The sequence below is a fragment of the Yersinia sp. FDAARGOS_228 genome, assembly GCF_002073315.2.
In the GTDB taxonomy this organism is placed as follows: Bacteria; Pseudomonadota; Gammaproteobacteria; order Enterobacterales; family Enterobacteriaceae; genus Yersinia; species Yersinia intermedia.
In genome coordinates, this window is record NZ_CP020409.2 from 3,227,794 (window position 1) to 3,249,514 (window position 21,721).

Genomic DNA, 21,721 nt, shown 5'->3' on the forward strand with positions numbered 1-21,721 from the left:
TTGCCGTCACTCACTCCTATGGTTATTGGCAATGAATTCCTGTTTTCTGCAAATGTTAGGAGCAACCACTATGACAACCAGCGTTGTATCGGCAGACCGTCCTTTGTCGACAAATAAGGCTATAGCGCTCGGATTAGATTTTGGCAGCGATTCCGTCCGGGTATTGGCGGTAGATTGTCAACATGGCACCGAGATCGATACCGAAGTTGTCTACTACCCTCGCTGGCAGCAGGGCCTTTATTGTCAGGCCGCACAAAACCAGTTTCGTCATCATCCCCTGGACTATATAGAAGCGATGGAACAGGCGATCCGTCAGGTCGTCAGCCGCCTGTCAGAAGAGCAGCGCCAGCAAATCGTCGGGATTGGTGTTGACTCCACGGGGTCGACACCCGCGCCAATTGATGATCAAGGGCAGGTATTGGCTCTGCGCCCTGAATTTGCAGATAATCCCAATGCGATGTTTGTGCTGTGGAAAGACCATACGGCAATAGAAGAAGCGGAAGAGATCAATCGCTTATGCCGCAGTGGTGAGTTTACCGACTATTCCCGCTATATTGGCGGTGTCTACTCTTCTGAATGGTTCTGGGCAAAAATCCTGCACGTGACACGCGCCGATGCCGCCGTGCGCGATGCTGCGGTATCGTGGATTGAACTGTGTGATTGGGTACCGGCACTGTTATCCGGCACCACTGCCCCACAGGATATTCAACGGGGGCGATGCAGCGCGGGCCATAAAAGCCTATGGCATCCATCATGGGGTGGTTTGCCGCCGCGTGAATTCCTGGCAGCACTGGATACCCATCTGGTGGACGACCTTAATTACCCGATGTTTACTGATACCTACACGGCTGAACGGCCGGTGGGTTTGATTACTGCTGCATGGGCTGAACGTTTGGGGCTACCGACCGGCGTGGTGCTCTCTGGTGGTGCGTTTGATTGCCATATGGGTGCCGTGGGCGCGGGTGCTCAACCTTATACGTTGGTCAAGGTTATCGGTACTTCTACCTGCGATATTCTGATTGCCGATGACAAATTGGTGGGTGAACGCGCCATTGCCGGCATTTGCGGTCAGGTCGAAGGCAGCGTGGTACCCGGTTGGATTGGTATGGAAGCGGGTCAGTCAGCTTTTGGTGACATGTATGCCTGGTTCAGTCGTTTACTGAGTTGGCCATTACGTCAAGCTGCCTTAGCACAACCTGAATTGCAACCCCAGTTAAAGCAGATTGAGTCTACCCTCCTCGCGTCACTCACAGCTGAATGGGCAAAGAACCCTTCACTGGATCACTTGCCAGTGGTCTTGGATTGGTTCAATGGCCGCCGCACGCCAAATGCGAATCAGCGTTTGAAAGGGGTTATTGCTGATCTGAATTTAGGAACCGATGCCCCTACTCTGTTTGGTGGTTTTATCGCAGCGACCGCTTTTGGTGCGCGCGCTATTATGGAGTGTTTTGAACAGCAGGATATTCCTGTTGAGAACGTGCTGGCATTGGGCGGCATCGCGCGTAAATCACCGGTTATCATGCAAGTTTGTGCCGATGTGATGAATCGGCCTCTGCAAATTGTTGCCTCTGATCAATGTTGTGCGCTGGGAGCGGCAATTTTTGCTGCCGTGGCCGCAGGCATATATAGCGATGTCCCTGCTGCGCAGCGTCAGATGGCCTGTAAGATTGAGCGCACTCTGACACCGAACGCCAGCCAGGTTGCTCGCTACCAGCAACTTTATCAGCGCTATCAACAGTGGTGTCTGTCAGCAGAACCACACTATATGCCAGTAACCGATACGCCTGCGCCAATGACTGAGACAACACACTGATCTTGGCGATCAGACTGATTTATAAATATATTTTTATAACAATTTATTAAATGGAGTATCAGATGGACGTATTCAAGCAATCAGAAGTGTGGTTTGTCATTGGTAGCCAGAATCTGTATGGCCCTAAAACACTGCAACAAGTTATGGATAATGCCCATCAGGTGGTCAACAGCCTGAATAGCGAAGCAGGCTTGCCAATAAAACTGGTACTGAAGCCGTTGGTAACCACACCGGATGAGATAACGGCACTGTGCCGTGAGGCGAACTATGACACCGCCTGTATCGGGGTAATGACGTGGTTACACACCTTCTCTCCCGCCAAAATGTGGATTGGTGGTTTGAGTATTCTGAATAAACCTTTATTGCAATTCCACACTCAGTTTAATGCTCAGATCCCATGGGAAACCATGGATATGGACTTTATGAACCTGAACCAAACTGCCCATGGTGGCCGCGAGTTTGGCTTCATCGGCGCGCGGATGCGCCAACAACACAGCGTGATAACCGGTCATTGGCAGGATAAAGAAGCGCATCAACGTATTGGTCAATGGATGCGAGTAGCGGCAGCCAAACAAGAAAGCCAACAGCTTAAAGTAGCTCGTTTTGGCGACAACATGCGTGAAGTGGCAGTAACCGACGGTGATAAAGTTGCTGCTCAAATCCAGTTTGGTTACTCAGTTAATGCCTATGGGATCGGTGATTTAGTTACTGTAGTGGATGCCGTTAGCAAAGGTGATATTGATACCTTGGTTGAAGAGTATGAAGCCACTTATCGCTTCACTGATGCGGTAAAACTGCACGGCAATAAACGCGAAAATTTGCTGGATGCAGCCCGTATAGAATTAGGCATGAAGCGTTTCCTAGAACAAGGTGGTTTTAAAGCCTTTACCACTAACTTTGAAAATCTGTATGGTCTGAAGCAGTTGCCGGGGCTGGCAGTGCAACGACTGATGCAACAAGGTTACGGTTTTGGCGGTGAAGGTGACTGGAAGACCGCCGCATTGCTGCGCATTTTGAAAGTGATGGGCACTGGCCTGAAAGGTGGAACCTCGTTTATGGAGGATTACACTTATAACTTCCAGCCGGGCAATGATTTAGTCGTTGGCTCTCATATGCTGGAAGTGTGCCCCTCTATTGCCAAAGAAGATAAACCGTTGCTGGATGTACAACACTTAGGTATCGGCGGTAAAGCCGATCCAGCGCGCTTGATCTTCTCTACACCAGCAGGCCCGGCACTGAATGCCAGTTTAATTGACATGGGGAACCGTTTCCGTTTGTTGGTTAACGTCGTTGATACTGTCGAACAGCCGCATCCATTACCTAAACTGCCGGTAGCCCGTGCTATCTGGCAAGCACAACCGTCGTTGGCAACGGCTGCTGAAGCGTGGATTATCGCAGGTGGCGCGCACCACACGGTGTTCTCCCAAGCCGTCGGTGTGGATGAATTACGCCTGTATGCCGAGATGCACGGTATTGAATTCCTGTTGATCGACAATGATACGACGCTTCCAGCATTTAAAAATGAAATCCGCTGGAACGAAGTGTATTACCACCTGAATCGCTAAGTTAAGCCTAATACCATTATTTAATCTGTTGAGTTAAATAGACTGGGTAATTTAAATAGGTCTGATAATTTAATAGAACGATTGATTTAAACACCCAACTCAGGGGCTTCGGCTCCTGAGTTTTATGACAAAATGCCCGTAATGGTGAAAACAAGCAGATCGTAACAACACAACCTTCCCTGCACCAAAATAAGCAGCCATGTAAACTTGGACCGTGCCATCCCTGCCACGGATGCTATATTCTTGTGCCTGCCCGACCACCTGAGCCGGCATCGCCGCGGTTTGTTAGCAGTCTGAGGAGCTTAACGCTTCTTTTATGTTTTCAACATCACAACCACCGCCGCTAACGTGCTGACCATAACCAGTGAGGGGTGGCCTCTTGCTGTATCGTTGTTTCACTAAACTGTTTATCCAACAAGATATGGCGACAATGGGTTTCCTGCTGTAGCGCTGCCACCAACTCAGCGGCATGGGACACCACAATCACCTGAGTATGTTGTGCCGCCTGACCAATCAACCGTGCTAATGGTTTTAACAGATCAACATGCAGGCTGATTTCGGGTTCGTTCAGGATCATCATTTCGGGAGGGCGCGGTGATAGTAATGCCGCCACCAGCAATAAATAACGCAAGGTGCCGTCTGATAGCTCTGCTACCTTGAGTGGTCTTAACAAGCCTTGCTGCGACAGCAGCAACTCGAAATTTGGCTCAATAGCCAATGTAGTTCCGGGAAAGGCATCCGTGATGGTATTCGTGAGAGCATCGGTATCGCCGATCTCTCTGATCGTTTGTAACGCTGCGGCCAAGTCCGCACCATCACTGGCCAGTACCGGTGTATAAGTCCCCACTTGAAGCTGACGAGCTGGCGCATGACGGTCGGTACGCAGATTGTCATAGAAACGCCAAGCCCGCATCCGTTCGCGCATAAGCAGGATCTCTGGGGCATCACGGGGGTCTGTGCTGTGGGTCATCATACTGTCATAGGCCGCTAACCCGTGATATGCCTCGCGCCAAAGTCCGCGCTCATCACGGATACGGACACGCGGACCACGCCGCTCAGCAAAAAGGGCATTATTGTTCAGAATATCGCCACACCACAGGCTTTCAATCTTGATTTCAGGATCCAACGCAAAAAATGACCTGCGCGGTGTGGGAAGACCCAGATCAATAGCATAGCCATAATCCGCACCAGCAAAGCCCAATTTGAGACTCACGGGGTGGTGGCGATGAGTACCTTCAATCGGCTGTTCTCCTGATGTCATCGACTTGGAAAACGACTCTGGTCCTGCCCAGAGAGTTGATTGTAACCCGCCTTCAGCAGCCAATGATTGGATAACCTGCCCCTGACCAATATCTGACAGTAATCGGAGCGCTCGATAAAGACTGGACTTGCCACTGCCATTCGCGCCGGTAATGACATTCAATTGCCCCAATTCAAGTACCACATCGCGTAACGAACGGTAACCAGAGATAGCAAGCCGAGTGATCATCATTCTTCCTTCTTCAACAAAAAATCTTAACTTGCGAAACACTGATTATATACACAGTGGTATTCGATGACCCATATTGTCTTTACCTTGTTTAGCCGCTGTTTACGGTTTTGTGATTGATATCCTGTATATCGCGACTATCCATGGTCATTTATCGATCTGCTCAGTTGGTTGAATGGCTTCCAGAAACAATATGGTTTTGTTTATGTCGAACATCGGAAACAACTGGCGCGTCAGCGTAAAAAAAGCTTCTTCTGGTATCAAGAGGTGATTAAAACCAACGGTGACAAGCTGTAATCACTCGCGGTATGCCTGGTGGTCGCTGGGTGAGTGATTCTCACCCAGCGTTATTTTAAACAAGAATAGTCGGCCACTATCGCTAATTGTTATTCGGTTTGTAACTGCCACAACCGTGCATAGGCCCCTCCCTGAGCAAGTAACGCTTGATGACTGCCTTGTTCTAAAACTTGCCCGTACCCTAATACCAAAATACGATGACATTGACGCAATGTATTCAACCGATGAGCAATGCAGATTACAGTGCGATTACGGATAATCTCAGGCAATTGGCGCATAATTGCCGCCTCAGATTCATAATCCAGAGCACTGGTTGCTTCATCAAGAATCAAGATCTTAGGATCCGCCATTAGCGCCCTCGCCAGAGCAACCCGCTGCCGCTGCCCGCCAGACAACATACTACCTCGTTCCCCAACCTGGGTTTGATAGCCCTGAGGTAAAGCCATAATAAAATCATGCGCCCCCGCCTGCCGGGCAATTTTCTCAACCAGAGTATCATCAGCATTGGGTCGGCACTGGCAGATGTTGTCCCGCAGGCTACCAGAAAACAAGATGCTATCTTGCAATACCACACTCATTTGGCAGCGCAAAGCTGTGGCATCAGTAATCGCCAAGTCCTGCCCGTCTACCAGAATCTGCCCATGTTGAGGAAGATATAACCGCTGTAGTAACTTCGTTAGCGTTGATTTGCCACAACCAGATGGGCCGGTAATACCAATAAATTCCCCACCGGCTATATCCAAATTGAGATTTTGTAAAACTTCAGCGGTATCTGGCCGATAGCGAAAGCGCACCTGTTTAAACGTCAAACGCCCTACCCACTCATTACTTGACGATAATCCGGCACTCCCTGGCTCCGTTGGATAATCCAGAATAGTACCAATGCGTTTCAGAGCAACTTGTGTGTGGTGGAAATCTTGCCATATCTGCGCCAAACGCAAAATGGGTTGAGTTACATAACCCGAAAACATTGAAAACGCGATGAATTGACCTGGACTTAGCCCCCCAGCCAATACCAATTTAACGCCAAACCACAACACAATGGCAGACGTGACTTTGTTGATAAATGTAATACCTTGCTCAGCAATATTCGCCATCCTCGCACCAGCAAATGACGCCCGAACGTAGCGTGCGAGTGATTGCTGCCAACCACGATTAAACTGGCTTTCGGTTGCTGTGGTTTTTATCGTTTCCAACCCACTAATCGCTTCAGTTAAAAACGATGTATTATCTGCACTGGCTTCATACTGACACTCAACCCGCTTACGTAATACTCCGCCAATTGCCCACCAAAACAGAAGATAACAAACCAGAGAAAACAGGACTATCCATGTCAGTTGACTGCTGTAGCAAAACATCACGGCTATAAATATGCTGACAAAGATCAGATCCAGCAACATGGTTAATGCAGATCCCGTCAGAAAGCTGCGGATTTGCTCCATTTCTTGTACTTTAGCGATAGTTTGCCCTGTTTGTTGTGCGCCAAAGTAAGCCAGTGGTAACCCCAGTAAATGGCGATAAAGACGGGTGTTAAGTTCCGCACCAACTCGGCTGGAGAGATGTGAAAACAGCCAGCCGCGCAAGAAAGTGTAACAGGGTTCAGCAATTGCCAGAGCTATCATGGCGCTGCCTAAGACCACCAAGCTGCCTACCCCACGGCTCACCAAGACTTTGTCGATCACCGTTTCGAATAGCATTGGGGTCACCAGCAAAATACCCTGCAATAACAGTGAGACTAAGACGATATTACGCAATTGATGACGGTATTTAGTAATAACTGGCATAAACCAGCTAAAGCCAAAAGAGGCTTTTTTCTGCCCTCGTAATTCTGCTTTCGCCAATAAAATGGCTTCACCACCCCACAAATTGGCTAGCGCCTGCTGGCTGATTTGCTGCTGCTGTCCATTGGCGGCAAAATAAACCACCGCGCCCTGTTCATTCAGGGCCAGTAGCACATACCACTGATCCCCATCGCTGAATAAGATAGGCAGAGCCAGATGTTTCAAACGTTCATATGACTGGCTGACTTTTCTTGCCCGTAAACCTATCCAACCAGCGCAACGGCACACTGCAATATCATCGATTTTCTCCGGTGCTAATCCCAGTTGGTGTGCCAACTGCGAAGACTCAACGGCGAGATCAAAACACGCGGCAGCCCGGGCCAGTGCGCTCAGTGGTTGGATTATCTGAGTTGATGTTGAATTCATCATATCAACGCTCCCTCAGGGCTTCTGATTGGTACTCTTGCAATGGACTGAGTAAGTAATCGATAACCCGCCGGCGACCGGTCTTAATTTCTACACTCACAGCCATACCGGCGGATAAACGCACCGACTTCCCCTCAACGCTAAGCCTGTCGCTGTTCAGCCGGATTCTGGCTGGAAACACCAAGCCTTGTTGTTGGTCCTCCATCGCATCGCGAGAGACATGCTTTACTTCACCCGACAACGTGCCAAATCGGGTATAAGGGAAACTGTCTACTTTCACCTCCACCGCTTGTCCCGGCAGTACAAAACCCACATCTTTGTTAAGAATCATGACATCTAGCTCTAACTGATGACTTTCAGGCACCAATACCATTAACGGTTGAGCTGTGGTTACAACGCCACCCAGTGTATGAATTGCCAATTGTTGAATCACACCTGTAACCGGTGCTCGTAGGCTTTGTTGGCGCTGCTTCTCCAGTAATTTGATCTGTTCTTGTCGCAATTGGTTAATAATTTCATGGGCTTTATTGAGCCGCTCCTGATAGCTCCGTTTTTTTTCGGCTAAATAGTGCAGTCGGGTTTGTGACAGGTGGTGTGCTTTCGCCTGCAAAATAGCCTGCTCATTGTGCAGACGGTTGGCTTCAGCGGTAGCACTTAGCCATTCCCGTTCTTGTAGCAATAACTCCACTTCAGCGATTGCCTTGGATTTGGCGAGGGTTCGCAACGCCTCTAGCCGTTGATGAATGTTTTCCATCAGCGCTTTCTGGTGAGCAATATTGGTAAGACCCGCTTGAATATGAGCCTGATTAACCGCCATTTCACTCTCCTGACGCGATAACTCTGCATTCACCTCGTTATCTTCTTTGCGCAAAAGTGCTCTGGCGGTACTGACCAAATCATCGGGACTATTATCGGGAGGGTTAAACATAGCGGATGGGTTAGCGGTGAGCAGCGCAGCCAGGCGGGCAGCTTCCAGTAAGCGATGCATCAATTGCTGGTTGATATTACCCACCTCGGCATCAATGCCGATTGGATTTAACTCAATCAATATCTGACCGGCTTCAACTTTGTCACCATCGCAGACATTAATTGCTGCCACCACACCCGGTTCCAGCGGTTGAATCACTTTCGAATGCTCAGAAACAATCACTTTACCCTTAGCCGATGCGTGAATATCAAGCTTCCCGACAATCGACCATATCAATACTAACAGCAGAGTCAGCGCCAGAAACCATGCAGTGCGCCGTGCCAGTGGTGCTACTGGCCGCTCCACGATATCCAAATAGGCAGGAAGAAAGTCATATTCATCACGGGTGCGCTGAGGCGAGAAACAACGCCGCCATCGGTTCTTTATCGTATTGAACAAGGCTGTTCTGCGCAGATATTGCATTAACTTCATTTTGATCCCTCATGACTGAAGTCAGCCTGTTGCTGCCACAATTGGGCATAAACACCCTTTAGCGCCAGGAGTTGTTCGTGGTTAGCCAACTCAGTAATCCGGCCTTGTTCCATGACGCCGATACGGTGGCAATGCCGTACCGTCGAGAGCCGATGAGCAATCGTGATAACCGTGCGATTGGCAATAATACGGGCCATATTTTTCTGTACTTCAGCCTGCGACTCATCATCCAACGCACTGGTTGCTTCATCAAAAATCAAAATACGGGGATTGGCCAGCAGTGTACGGGCAATGGCTATACGTTGCCGCTGCCCGCCTGAAAGCGAGGCACCGCCTTCTGATAGCACGGTGTCATAGCCTAATGGCAACGCGAGTATAAAAGCATTGGCACCCGCCAGGCATGCGGCCTCGACCACTTCGCTCAGTGAGGCTGTTGGCCGAGAATGGTCGATATTCTCCCGGACAGTACGGTTGAACAGATAACTCTCCTGCATCACGACCCCTATCTGACGCCGCAAGTAGTCGGGTGAGAAGTTCCCTATTGGCGAGCCATCAATATTGATGACTCCCTGTTCCGCGATATAAAGGCACTGTAATAATCGGGCCACAGTACTTTTCCCCGATCCTGATGGCCCCACCAGCCCGATATGCTCTCCGGCCTGCAGAGATAATGAAAAGTTGTGTAGTACTGGGTTCAAGTCGGCGCGATAACGGAAAGTCACCTGTTGCAGCAAGATATCCCCTCTAAGCGGGCGGTTAATGGGCGCGCCCACCGACTGCTCAGCAGGTAAGCTCAAAATATCGGATATCAGCATCAACCCCACTTGGGCGCGGATGCTCTGTTGCCACAAATCAACCAACTTACTCATTGGCATCAATGCCTGCACCGCCAACATGTTAAAGGCGATCAGTTGCCCAATACTGAGCTGCACCGACATCACTTGATAAGCGCCCACCACAATCACCCCTGCACCAGCCAGTTTTTGCAATAACTGAGCCGCCTGACTACTGAGATTTTGCAGGTTCTGTACCTGAAAATTAGCGTCGGCATAATCACGCGTTTGCGTTTCCCAGCGTTGATACATTTGGGGCTCCAGCGCCAAACTTTTTACCGTCTCAACGCCAGAGACAGTTTCAGTTAAAAATGCGCCATTGTGTGCTGCACAACCGCACAGAACTTCAACTTTCTGTTGCAATGGCCGAGTGGTCAGCGCCGCTAATAGCAGATATAACGGTAATGTGCCTAAAACGATGAATGTCAGTAGGGGTGAGATGCACCACATGACAATAAACAACACGAAGGTAAAAACCACATCGACGCACAACGTCAACGCTGAACCCGTAATAAACTCACGAATATTGTCTAACTCTCTCACTCTGGCGACAATATTGCCTACATGGCGTTGCTTAAAATAACCTAGTGGTAATTTGATGAGATGTTTAAATAGTTTACCGCCCAATAAAATATCAACACGCGTGGTGGTGTGAGTGAAAATATATTCCCGCAGTAATTTCAATACAACTTCATATATACCTACTATTAATAGCACAATAATTAACACATCAAGCGTTGTCAGTGCATTATGCACCAAGACCTTATCCATAATGACTTGAAAGAAAAGAGGCGAAATCAAGGCCAAAAACTGTAACAACATGGATAATACCAACACCTGAACCAATGATTTACGGTGGCTCAGTAACACTGGAACAAACCAGCGAATATCGAAACGTGACTGGCTACAACAAAATATGACACCACTCCAACTCGACGCAAGTTCTTGATAGCTTATGATTTCTGGTTTTCCACTATCCGCATGTTGCAGTAACACCTGCTTTTGATTAATGCGAGCCAATAAGATAAATTTGCCTTGCATATCGCGGAATGCAAGTGGCAAATGTTCTGGCTTAATCTTATTTAATGACTGCTTTTTGACTTTGAAGCGAGCTACCGTGGCACGTGAAAATTGAGATAAATAGCGCTGCAATGATGCCTGAGTTGCCATTGTAAAACGATCAATGACGGCTTTGCGGCTAAAGTCCTCAACGGCCTCTGAATTCAACCCCGCCAGACGGAGTAATCGAGCAGCGCACACCAGTGAGGAATGAACGTGATTTTCCATAGAGTATGATTACCAAAATTATTATAAAAAGCTGTCGGCAGGATAAGCAGATAATCGCCTGAACAGTTAAGATAGAGATAATACCGGCATCATAGAGTGGTTTTTATATATCGATTCTATCGCATAAGGATTTATAACTTTTAATAACTCAAAACATCTTAATTAAGCTTTATCGATAAACGTTTAATTCATAATAGAAATATATTTAAGTTGGAAATATTAGGTAGCTAACATTAAGGACTCTGCGGTAGCACGCTTAACGTTGGGTCACTTCACATTTATTGATTTGTATCGTCAATTATTCATCGATTTATGTGATAATTTTGCGGTGATTTATAGCCACAGTGGTTGGCTGCCGCCGTTTTATCACTGATAACAGGACTTTTTCTCGCCATGACACCGACAATGCCTTCGACTGCCGATGATCTCCCCCTAAACTCTGATTTAATCCATCACCCAGCCATGCTGCCAATCCAGCAGATTGCTCAGCAATTAGGTGTTAGCGCAGAGGATGTCATCCCTTATGGGCATCATATGGCAAAAGTGGATATTCGTGCACTCCAACCCGGCGGCGCGCAAGGCAAACTGATTTTAGTTTCCAGTATCACTCCTACACCATTAGGTGAAGGGAAAACGGTGACAACCATTGGCTTAAGTCAGGGGATCAACCGATTAGGTCACCGTTGTGTCGCCTGTATCCGTCAACCAAGTCTTGGCCCGGTCTTTGGTGTGAAAGGGGGCGCTGCGGGTGGCGGTGCTTCACAGGTACAACCCATGGAGAAACTGAACCTGCATCTCACAGGGGATATCCATGCCATCAGCGCTGCACATAATCTGGCCGCCGCCGCTTTGGATGCACGGTTGTATCATGAACAACGCCTGGGGCCGGCTTTTAGCCAACAAACCGGATTACCGTTACTGAATATTGATCCGCAACAGATCCTCTGGCCACGGGTGGTTGATCATAACGACCGGGCATTACGCCATATTCGAGTGGGGATTGGTGAAAAGACCAACGGTGTGGAGCGGGCAGACCATGTGGAAATAACCGCCGCATCTGAATTGATGGCTATTTTGGCCTTGTCAGAAAACCTGCCAGATATGCGACAACGCATTGGCAGGATTATTCTGGCTCACTCCACCAGCGGCCAACCGATAACCACAACAGATTTGGGCGTTGCCGGTGCCATGGCCGCGCTAATGAAAGAGACCATCCACCCAACGTTAATGCAAACCAGTGAACACACACCGGTGCTGATCCATGCCGGTCCTTTTGCCAATATCGCTCACGGCAACTCATCGGTTCTGGCTGACCGGCTGGGCTTACAGTTAGCGGATTTCGTGGTAACCGAAGCAGGTTTCGGCTCGGATATGGGGATGGAAAAGTTCTTTAATATTAAATATCGCCAATCCGGTATTGCCCCCTCTTGTGTAGTGTTAGTCGCGACACTGCGTAGCCTGAAAGCCAATAGTGGCGCGTATGATATTAAACCGGGCCAGCCGCTACCTGCCGAGATCCTCAATGTGAATATTCCGTTGCTCAATCAAGGCTGTACCAATCTAAAATGGCACATCAATAATGCGAAAAGCTACGGTTTGCCGGTGGTGGTGGCGGTTAATCGCTTCCCGGATGACAGCCCCGAAGAATTGCGATTTCTAACTGACTATGCGCTATCAGCCGGAGCACTGGCTTGTGAAATCAGCGATGCATTTGCCTTGGGAGGGGCTGGGACCACAGCACTAGCCCAACAAGTGATCGCAGCTTGCGCACAAGATACTGAGCCGATGTTACCTTACCCAGACAGCGCCACACTGGAGGACAAGTTACAGGTTATGGCGCAGCGCTATGGTGCCCGCGACGTGATATTTACCCCTCAAGCCCGCCGGCAACTGGAGGAGATAACCGCCGCCGGTTTTGGTCATTTGCCGCTATGTATCGCCAAAACGCCGCTGTCTATCAGTGCCGATGCCAGCCTGAAAAACGTCCCACATGATTTTGTATTGCCCGTAACGGCCTGTGCCGTGTCAGCAGGTGCCGGATTTGTTCGTATTTATACCGGGAATATCATGACCATGCCGGGCCTTGGCACCCTACCGGCGTATTATCATATTGATATAGATGACGAAGGGCACATTCACGGGTTAAGCTAGCTCAATACAAAGAAGTGATGACCAATCGGTTGTTATCACTTCTTATTAATAGATTACTAAGGTTCACTATGTCTCAACCGCAAGAATATCAACGCATTGGCGGCTGGTTATTGGCCCCTCTGGCCTATTTGATTGTCACACTGCTCAGCGCCAGTCTGATGCTAGCACTGTATGCCATGGCTATCTTCACACCGGAATCCCGAGAGTATTTGGTGACCAATTCGCAGGCATTTACCTTGCAATGGTATTTCTCGGTAATAACAACGCTGGTGATGTGGGCCTATACATTATGGGTTATCTGGTTGTTTTGCAGCCGCTCACGTCGCCTGCCCAAATGGTTTATTCTCTGGTTGCTATTAACCGTGCTACTGGCGCTCAAAGCGTTCGCTTTCTCGCCGATCAGCGATGATATTGCTTTGCGCACACTGGGATGGCCGCTACTGGCAGCCGCTGTTTTTGTGCCTTACATCAAACGTTCTCAACGCGTGAAGCATACTTTTACCGAACTTTAATGGGATTGAGCACTTTTTCCCCCTAAAATAGTGGGTAAATCGTAATAACCCTGCACTTCATCTGTTGTCGTTAGGCCGCCAATTTTGGATAATAGGCGGCTTTTATTTTTTTAGGCTTCGTAATGACTGAATACCTGCTCCTGTTTGTCGGTACTGTTTTGGTAAACAACTTTGTGCTGGTCAAATTTCTTGGCCTGTGCCCGTTTATGGGTGTCTCCAAAAAACTGGAGACCGCCATTGGTATGGGGCTGGCAACGACCTTTGTACTGACATTGGCTTCTGTTTGCGCCTGGATGGTAAACAGCTTTATCTTGCTGCCGCTTGGATTGGTGTATTTACGCACATTGGCCTTTATTCTCGTTATCGCCGTCGTGGTGCAATTTACCGAATTGGTGGTGCGCAAAACTAGCCCGCTGCTTTATCGCTTACTGGGGATATTTCTGCCGCTGATTACCACTAACTGTGCTGTGCTGGGTGTCGCTTTGCTCAACGTCAATCAATCTCACAATTTTATGCAATCGGCGGTTTATGGCTTCAGTGCCGCTGCCGGTTTCTCTCTGGTCATGGTGCTATTCGCGGCTATTCGCGAACGCTTGGCAGTGGCTGACGTTCCCGCGCCCTTCCGTGGGTCGTCCATTGCGCTCATCACCGCAGGGTTGATGTCATTGGCCTTTATGGGCTTTACCGGGTTGGTGAAGTTCTAATGATGTCGTTATGGATTGCCGTAGGTGCATTAAGTACATTGGCGCTGATATCCGGCGTGGTGCTTGGTTTTGCCGCCCGTCGTTTTCAAGTTGATCAAGACCCTGTGGTTGAGCAAGTAGAAGCCCTGTTGCCACAAAGCCAGTGCGGTCAATGTGGTTACCCCGGCTGTCGGCCCTATGCAGAAGCCGTTTCCTCTCAAGGGGAGAAAATCAATAAGTGCGCACCGGGTGGTGAACAAGTGATGCTCAAACTGGCCGAACTGCTGGCAGTTGAGCCACAGCCATTAGAGGGTGACGAAGCTTCCGCTCATCCGCAGCGTAAAGTGGCGTTTATTGATGAAGCTAATTGTATCGGGTGCACAAAATGTATTCAGGCCTGCCCTGTCGATGCCATTGTGGGTGCCACCCGAGCCATGCATACCGTATTGCCAGACCTGTGTACCGGCTGCGACCTTTGCGTTGCCCCGTGCCCAACAGATTGTATTGAAATGATTCCGGTTGCTGCCACCACCGCTAACTGGAAGTGGGACCTGAGCACTATTCCAGTCAAAAACCTGCCAACTCAGTTAGTGGCATCGCAGATGATTCCGGTGAAAATGATAGATGTGGAACAACATGTTTAAGCTGTTTACCACCCGCCAACACGACATTATCTGGGATTTTGACGGCGGGATCCATCCACCGGAAATGAAGGTGCAATCAAGCACAGTGCCAATGCGCATCGCGTCTTTGCCTGAGCAAATGATCATTCCACTGCAACAACATCTGGGGCCAGAAGGCGAACTGCGCGTGAGAGCCGGCGAACAGGTATTAAAGGGGCAGCCGCTGACTGTGGGCCGTGGCCGCACAGTTCCAGTGCATGCCCCCACCTCTGGCACTATTACGGCCATTGCTCCGCATACCACCGCACACCCCTCAGGCCTGGCTGAATTGTGTGTTCATATTGCCCCGGATGGCGAAGACCGTTGGCGTGAGCAACAGCCGTGGGCCGACTATTTACAACGCGATAACGCCGCCCTACTGGATCGTATTCATCAAGCGGGTATTGCTGGTTTGGGCGGTGCAGGCTTTCCAACCGCCAGTAAGTTACAAGGTGGTTTAAACAGTGTTACCACCCTGATTATCAACGCGGCTGAATGCGAGCCTTATATCACCGCTGATGATCGGTTAATGCAGGATCACGCGCAAGAAGTGGTCACTGGTATTGATATTTTAAGGCACTTGCTGCAACCACAGCAGGTGTTGATTGGCATTGAAGATAATAAGCCCGCTGCTATTGCCGCTTTGCAGTACGCACTACGGGGCCATGACGAGATCCAGTTGCGGGTGGTACCGACCAAATATCCGTCCGGCGGTGCCAAGCAACTCACCAAAATTCTGACCGGTAAAGAGGTACCCTTCGGCAAGCATTCCTCATCCATTGGGGTGTTGATGCAAAACGTGGGGACGGTGGTCGCCATTAAGCGGGCGATTATCGACGATGAGCCATTAATTGAACGGGTCGTGACACTCACCGGTGATGCATTAGCAAAACCGGGGAATTTCTGGGCCAGAATTGGTACACCGGTATCGCACTTGTTGAAATTGGCCGGATTTCAGCCTCAACAGCAACCGATGGTGATCATGGGTGGCCCGCTGATGGGCTTTACACTGCCAAGTTTGGATGTGCCGATCGTTAAGATCAGTAACTGTATTTTAGCACCGACCGAAGCCGAAATGGGGCTATCAGAAGCCGAACAGTCTTGTATTCGCTGTGGTTTATGTGTTGATGCTTGTCCAGCCGGTTTATTGCCCCAACAGCTCTATTGGTTCAGCCGGGGTGAAGAGCATGAGAAAGCGCGCAATCATAACTTATTCGATTGTATTGAATGCGGTGCTTGCGCCTATGTGTGCCCGAGCAATATCCCATTGGTTCAATATTACCGTCAGGAAAAAGCAGAAATCCGCGCCCTCGACCAGGAAAATGCCCGAGCAGCGGAAGCCAAAGCACGTTTTGAGGCCAAGCAAGTGCGGCTGGAGCGAGAAAAGCGCGCTCGTGAGCTACGCCATAAACAAGCCGCCGTTAAACTGACTGACGCTGATCAGCATAGGGTTGAAGCTGCCATTAGTCGATTGGCTCGCCATGATGGGGATACTGACGCAGTTATCACCGTGACCGCAGGGCAAACACCAGATAACAGCGCAGTCATTGCCGCTCGTGAGGCTCGAAAAGCACAGGCCAGAGCACGTCAGGCAGAAAAACAACTCACTGTAACACCCGATGAGGCAACACAACCATCGGTTGACCCACGTCAAGCCGCTGCTGCTGCCGCCATTGCCCGTGTCAAAGCCAAAAAAGCGGCGCAAGCACCGTCTGAGTCCACGGTTGTGGTGCAGGAACATGAAGTGTTAGAAACTGATCCGCGCAAAGCTGCCGTTGCTGCCGCCATTGCCCGAGTCAAAGCCAAGAAAGCGGCGCAGGCACAGTCTGAGTCCACGGTTGTGGTGCAGGAACATGAAGTGTTAGAAACTGATCCGCGCAAAGCTGCCGTTGCCGCCGCCATTGCCCGCGTTAAAGCTAAGAAAGCGGCACAAGCACCGTCTGAGTCCACGGTTGTGGTGCAGGAACATGAAGTGTTAGAAACCGATCCACGCAAAGCTGCCGTTGCTGCCGCCATTGCCCGAGTCGAAGCCAAGAAAGCGGCGCAAGCACCGTCTGAGTCCACGGTTGTGGTGCAGGAACATGAAGTGTTAGAAACCGATCCACGCAAAGCTGCCGTTGCTGCCGCCATTGCCCGTGTTAAAGCCAAAAAAGCTGCACAAACTGCTAACCCAGATTAAGACGAAACACACGTAACTGACGCCCTGCCATGGCGGCAGAGCATCAGTTCGTCAACATCAGATAGTTATAAACCACCGAAATATCGCGCATTTTTGATTCAGCATGGCAACTGTCTATCTCGATAACTTCCATTTCGACACCACCACCAAATTCTTCACGTAATTTTGGCAGCACTTCATTAAACAAATAAATTGAGAATTTCACACACTCTTTGGCGCTACCTTGGTGGGATATTGAGAGAAACTCCCCCGCCGGAATAGAGATATAATCAACCTCACGGTGCCCCTGTATTTCATGCCGTTTCTCTTTATCAATAGCAGTCGAATAGTACACGCTGTTCTGGCCTTTCTGACACTCCTTGGCTGAAAACAGTGAATACACCCGTTGGCATGAGAAATTAACTTCCTTAAAGAAATCGAGCAGAATTTCATCTTTCATTGCCATAAAGGAGGAGTGTTGACCACTGCAATGGTTGTGTTCATCAAAATCCAGCCGCCGCTTAAAGCCCACCAGCTCTCTCTCAGGTAAAGATATCCGTTTGATTTCAGGCGTATAATTTTCACAAAAACCAAAGCGGGGAATCATCCCTTGCACATCCCAGTGCTCCATTTGGCGAAAACTATTAGGCGTGACCCCAAACCGCTTCTTAAATGTACGCGTAAAGGTTTGCTGTGAATCGAAGCCCAACTCATCAGAGATTTCAATGATAGGACGGCGCGAAATGCGCAGCGCAACAGCCGCGCGGGTCAGTACCCGCCCACGTATATAGGAGGCTAATTGTAACCCCACAATACTTTTAAACTTCCGTTGCAGGTGCCATTTTGAATATCCCGAAATCTTCGCCACATCGTCCAATGTGGGTCTTTTCTCTAAATTGATTTCAATCCACTCAATTAATTCTTCTATAAACAATATGTCTTCGTTGATCATCTTATTATTCTTTAAATATATAATTACAGTGCATACTACATTAATCTATCATTATGCCAACGCTTTTCTCAAATCTCATTTCACAGGTTAATAAATCGTTAGCTTGCAGTTAATTAGCCGCAAGTGACCTACAAAAAATCAAGTTAAAACAATAAATTAAATAACACCTATCGCCAATTAAAACCTAATAACTCGCCATCACTTAAGGAGCCGTTATTAGTATATGTTTGTTACTATCTCGATATAAATTGCAAGTTAAATTTTTAGGCTAACGGGGGTTATTTAATGCTATAGCTTCCTTAATATCTCAATGCATTATGAATAATAACCCTATGATTAAGGCGTATTACACTTTGCCTGAATAGGGTAGAATACGGCACAATTATTATCCCCCTGACGGCTGAGTGTATCGATGGCCGCAAGCATTGGCTTGCCAGCGCAATAGCTGCGTTTAAACACTCTGTTAAGCATTTGACATATGGTTGTAATTTCATGAAATTCAGGCCAGCAACACCGACCCAGAACAAAGGGTTGCAAATAGCCAGTTCCCCTTTTACGCACAATCAACGTAGTACCCGCAGTATCATGTTGTTGGTGATTCTGGCCTGCATTCCGGGCATTATTGCCCAGACCTACTTCTTTGGTTATGGCAACCTGATTCAGGCCGTGCTGGCGATGGCTACCGCCGTGCTAGCCGAAGGGGCTGTTTTGCAGTTACGCAAACAACCGGTATTGATACGGTTGCAAGATAACTCCGCCCTGCTTACCGGCTTACTGCTGGGGATAAGCCTGCCCCCCTTGGCCCCTTGGTGGATGATTGTGTTGGGTACGTTGTTTGCTATCATCATCGCTAAACAACTGTATGGCGGCTTGGGGCAAAATCCGTTTAACCCCGCCATGGTTGGCTATGTAGTTCTGCTGATTTCATTCCCAGTACAAATGACCACTTGGCTACCCCCGTTGCCATTACAAGGTATGCCGATTGGTTTTTATGACACACTTTTAACTATCTTTACCGGACATACCCACAGTGGCGCGGATATTCATCAACTCCAGATGGGTTATGATGGTGTCAGTCAGGCGACACCGTTGGATGGTTTTAAAACTGCCCTGCGCTCACAATCCACTGAGCAAATTCTGCAACAACCCATTTTTGCTGCAACGTTAGCGGGTATTGGCTGGCAATGGATTAACATTGGTTTTCTGGCGGGCGGCTTATTGCTGCTGTGGCGTAAAGCGATTCATTGGCACATTCCGGTCAGTTTCTTGTTGGCACTGGCTGGTTGTGCCGCAATCAGTTGGATAGCCGCCCCGCAAAGTTTTGCCCCGCCGATGTTGCATTTGTTTTCCGGTGCCACAATGTTAGGTGCGTTCTTTATAGCCACCGATCCAGTTAGTGCGTCTACCACACCCCGTGGCCGCCTGATTTTTGGGGCATTAATCGGTATTCTGGTGTGGTTAATTCGGGTTTATGGTGGTTATCCCGACGGAGTCGCCTTTGCCGTACTGCTGGCCAATATTACCGTTCCACTGATTGACCACTATACCCAGCCACGGGTTTATGGTCACAACCGCGCCGGTAAATAAGGAACCGTTATGCTAAAAACCATGAAGCGTCACGGTATCACTTTGGCCCTGTTTGCCGCTGGTGCTACCGGATTGACAGCAGTGGTTAACTCACTGACAGAGTCAACCATTGCCCATCAGGCCGCTTTGCAACAGAAAGCGTTGTTGGATCAAGTTGTCCCGGCTGAAAATTATGACAATGATATGCAAGCTGAATGTTACGTTGTCACTGACATTGCGTTGGGTAACCTGTCTCCTCACCGCGTGTATCTGGCACGATTGGCGAATAAACCCGTGGCAGCCGCGATTGAAACCACGGCTCCAGACGGTTATTCCGGTGCTATCCAACTGTTAGTCGGTGCGGATTTCCACGGTAATGTACTCGGCAGTCGGGTGATGGAACATCACGAAACCCCCGGTCTCGGTGATAAGATTGATATTAGAATCTCTGATTGGATTAGCCATTTCAGCGGCCAACATGTCGAGAGTGAACAAGACAAACGCTGGGCAGTGAAGAAAGACGGCGGTACTTTTGATCAATTTACCGGTGCCACCATTACGCCAAGAGCGGTGGTGCGAGCGGTGAAAAATACCACGCTGTATTTGGAAACCTTGCCGGGCAAGCTTGATAGTTTGCCCGTCTGTGGAGAGAGTCAATGAGTGAAGCAAAAGATCTGTTAGCGCAAGGGCTATGGAAGAATAACTCTGCATTGGTGCAGCTATTGGGTCTGTGTCCGTTGTTGGCAGTCTCCTCTACGGCCACCAATGCTCTCGGATTGGGATTAGCGACCACACTGGTATTGGTGTGTACCAATACGGCAGTGTCTGCGCTGCGCCGCTGGGTGCCAAATGAAATTCGCATTCCAATCTATGTGATGATCATTGCTTCCGTGGTCAGTACCGTGCAAATGCTGATTAACGCCTATGCCTTTGGGTTATATCAATCCCTGGGAATATTTATCCCATTGATTGTGACTAACTGCATTGTGATTGGCCGGGCGGAAGCTTACGCGGCAAAAAATCCGGTGGGGTTATCTGCTCTGGATGGCCTGGCTATGGGGTTAGGGGCAACCTGCGCGTTATTTGTGCTGGGATCGCTGCGTGAAATTCTGGGGAACGGTACTTTATTCGATGGCGCAGATATGTTGTTAGGCAACTGGGCAAAAGTGCTGCGTATCGAAATTTTGCATCTGGATAGCCCTTTCCTGTTAGCAATGCTGCCACCCGGTGCCTTTATTGGTTTGGGATTGCTATTGGCCGGTAAATATATCATTGACGAAAAAATGAAAGCGCGCAAAGCACAACGAGTGGCGACTGCGCCGCAACTTCAGGACGGAGATGCCCGGAACGCCTTATGAATAAAGAGAAACGTGTCGCAATTCTGACCCGGCTGCGAGACAACGATCCGCACCCCACGACGGAACTGGTCTATACCTCACCTTTTGAGCTGCTTATTTCGGTGTTGCTCTCAGCGCAAGCCACTGATGTCAGCGTCAATAAAGCCACCGCCAAACTTTATCCGGTGGCCAATACCCCGCAAGCCCTGCTTGATCTGGGTGTTGATGGTCTGAAGTCATACATCAAAACTATCGGTCTGTTTAATACTAAAGCCGAAAATGTGATTAAAACCTGCCGCATTTTGCTGGAAAAGCATAATGGCGAGGTGCCTGAAGACAGAGCTGCGCTCGAAGCACTGCCTGGTGTTGGCCGTAAAACGGCGAATGTGGTGTTGAACACGGCTTTTGGTTGGCCAACTATCGCGGTAGATACCCATATATTTCGCGTCTGTAACCGCACCGGCTTTGCTCCCGGTAGCAATGTTGATCAGGTTGAAGCCAAGTTACTCAAGGTGGTTCCGGCTGAATTTAAGCTTGATTGCCATCACTGGCTAATTCTGCATGGTCGCTATACCTGTATTGCCCGCAAACCGCGCTGTGGTTCGTGCATTATTGAAGATTTGTGTGAGTTTAAAGAAAAGGTCTACCCAGAGCATTAATCCTCTGACAACGCTCAGTACATGCCTGTGGCGATGAGCGCAGGCAGACCATAAGAATTGCGCACAAGCGCTCTGGCCTGCGCGCAATACTCTGCTGTCGTTTCCACCGCTTAAACATGTTATCAACCACGATAAATCTCCTCTATGCCGC

The 21,721-nt window shown here is 49.1% G+C and carries 16 protein-coding genes and 1 pseudogene; 12 read left to right on the forward strand and 5 right to left on the reverse strand.

Going from position 1 to position 21,721, the window contains the following annotated elements; translation table 11 throughout:
- Positions 1 to 70 precede the first annotated feature (70 nt).
- Complete coding sequence (locus tag A6J67_RS14885) at positions 71 to 1,813, forward strand: ribulokinase (protein WP_042569749.1); 1,743 nt, start codon at positions 71 to 73, stop codon at positions 1,811 to 1,813.
- Positions 1,814 to 1,875: 62 nt separating this feature from the next.
- Positions 1,876 to 3,378: an L-arabinose isomerase gene (gene araA, locus A6J67_RS14890; protein ID WP_042569748.1), complete on the forward strand. Its 1,503-nt coding sequence runs from the start codon at positions 1,876 to 1,878 to the stop codon at positions 3,376 to 3,378.
- A 343-nt stretch (positions 3,379 to 3,721) separates the two neighbouring features.
- Here the strand turns inward: araA and A6J67_RS14895 are convergent, their stop codons facing one another.
- Positions 3,722 to 4,867, reverse strand: a complete 1,146-nt coding sequence (locus tag A6J67_RS14895; protein WP_032906036.1) for an AAA family ATPase — start codon at positions 4,865 to 4,867, stop codon at positions 3,722 to 3,724.
- 138 nt (positions 4,868 to 5,005) lie between these two features.
- Here A6J67_RS14895 and A6J67_RS14900 point away from each other — a divergent pair.
- A pseudogene (locus A6J67_RS14900) lies at positions 5,006 to 5,164 on the forward strand (family 1 glycosylhydrolase); the annotation flags it as partial.
- A gap of 89 nt (positions 5,165 to 5,253) precedes the next feature.
- On the opposite strand, the gene A6J67_RS14905 reads toward A6J67_RS14900, so the two are convergent.
- From A6J67_RS14905 to A6J67_RS14915, 3 genes are read right to left on the reverse strand one after another with little or no spacing between them, the layout of a single operon-like run.
- Positions 5,254 to 7,374 (reverse strand): type I secretion system permease/ATPase, encoded by a 2,121-nt coding sequence (locus tag A6J67_RS14905; RefSeq protein ID WP_042569747.1) that lies wholly within the window; start codon positions 7,372 to 7,374, stop codon positions 5,254 to 5,256.
- Position 7,375: 1 nt separating this feature from the next.
- Positions 7,376 to 8,770 carry an HlyD family type I secretion periplasmic adaptor subunit gene (locus A6J67_RS14910; protein ID WP_042569746.1) on the reverse strand — a complete coding sequence of 465 codons (1,395 nt, stop codon included), beginning with the start codon at positions 8,768 to 8,770 and terminating at the stop codon, positions 7,376 to 7,378.
- Entirely contained in the window at positions 8,767 to 10,890 is a 2,124-nt protein-coding gene (locus A6J67_RS14915) for a peptidase domain-containing ABC transporter (RefSeq protein WP_080608243.1), read from the reverse strand. Before A6J67_RS14915 ends, A6J67_RS14910 begins: the two co-directional genes overlap by 4 nt.
- Positions 10,891 to 11,283: 393 nt before the next feature.
- On the opposite strand from A6J67_RS14915, the gene A6J67_RS14920 reads away from it, so the two are divergent.
- From A6J67_RS14920 to rsxC, 5 genes are all read left to right on the forward strand, one after another.
- A complete protein-coding gene (locus tag A6J67_RS14920) occupies positions 11,284 to 13,041 on the forward strand; it encodes a formate--tetrahydrofolate ligase (RefSeq protein WP_072088706.1) in 1,758 nt (585 codons plus the stop codon).
- 68 nt (positions 13,042 to 13,109) lie between these two features.
- A complete protein-coding gene (locus tag A6J67_RS14925; protein WP_005184057.1) occupies positions 13,110 to 13,553 on the forward strand; it encodes a DUF2569 domain-containing protein in 444 nt (147 codons plus the stop codon).
- Between the two features lie 122 nt (positions 13,554 to 13,675).
- Positions 13,676 to 14,257 (forward strand): electron transport complex subunit RsxA, encoded by a 582-nt coding sequence (gene rsxA, locus A6J67_RS14930; RefSeq protein ID WP_032906028.1) that lies wholly within the window; start codon positions 13,676 to 13,678, stop codon positions 14,255 to 14,257.
- Positions 14,257 to 14,880 carry an electron transport complex subunit RsxB gene (rsxB, locus tag A6J67_RS14935; RefSeq protein ID WP_005184055.1) on the forward strand — a complete coding sequence of 208 codons (624 nt, stop codon included), beginning with the start codon at positions 14,257 to 14,259 and terminating at the stop codon, positions 14,878 to 14,880. Before rsxA ends, rsxB begins: the two co-directional genes overlap by 1 nt.
- Positions 14,873 to 17,077: an electron transport complex subunit RsxC gene (rsxC, locus tag A6J67_RS14940; protein ID WP_080608244.1), complete on the forward strand. Its 2,205-nt coding sequence runs from the start codon at positions 14,873 to 14,875 to the stop codon at positions 17,075 to 17,077. Before rsxB ends, rsxC begins: the two co-directional genes overlap by 8 nt.
- A gap of 43 nt (positions 17,078 to 17,120) precedes the next feature.
- Here the strand turns inward: rsxC and A6J67_RS14945 are convergent, their stop codons facing one another.
- Positions 17,121 to 18,008: a helix-turn-helix domain-containing protein gene (locus tag A6J67_RS14945; protein ID WP_005191641.1), complete on the reverse strand. Its 888-nt coding sequence runs from the start codon at positions 18,006 to 18,008 to the stop codon at positions 17,121 to 17,123.
- 492 nt (positions 18,009 to 18,500) lie between these two features.
- Here A6J67_RS14945 and rsxD point away from each other — a divergent pair, with 492 nt between their 5' ends.
- The 4 genes from rsxD to nth are packed head-to-tail and all read left to right on the forward strand — an operon-like array spanning position 18,501 to position 21,570.
- Positions 18,501 to 19,595, forward strand: coding sequence for an electron transport complex subunit RsxD (gene rsxD, locus A6J67_RS14950; protein WP_050073291.1), 1,095 nt, complete (start codon positions 18,501 to 18,503; stop codon positions 19,593 to 19,595).
- A 9-nt stretch (positions 19,596 to 19,604) separates the two neighbouring features.
- Positions 19,605 to 20,234 carry an electron transport complex subunit RsxG gene (rsxG, locus tag A6J67_RS14955; RefSeq protein ID WP_032907726.1) on the forward strand — a complete coding sequence of 210 codons (630 nt, stop codon included), beginning with the start codon at positions 19,605 to 19,607 and terminating at the stop codon, positions 20,232 to 20,234.
- Entirely contained in the window at positions 20,231 to 20,932 is a 702-nt protein-coding gene (locus A6J67_RS14960) for an electron transport complex subunit E (RefSeq protein WP_032907723.1), read from the forward strand. Before rsxG ends, A6J67_RS14960 begins: the two co-directional genes overlap by 4 nt.
- Positions 20,929 to 21,570, forward strand: a complete 642-nt coding sequence (gene nth / locus A6J67_RS14965) for an endonuclease III (protein WP_032907720.1) — start codon at positions 20,929 to 20,931, stop codon at positions 21,568 to 21,570. Before A6J67_RS14960 ends, nth begins: the two co-directional genes overlap by 4 nt.
- Positions 21,571 to 21,721: the final 151 nt, after the last annotated feature.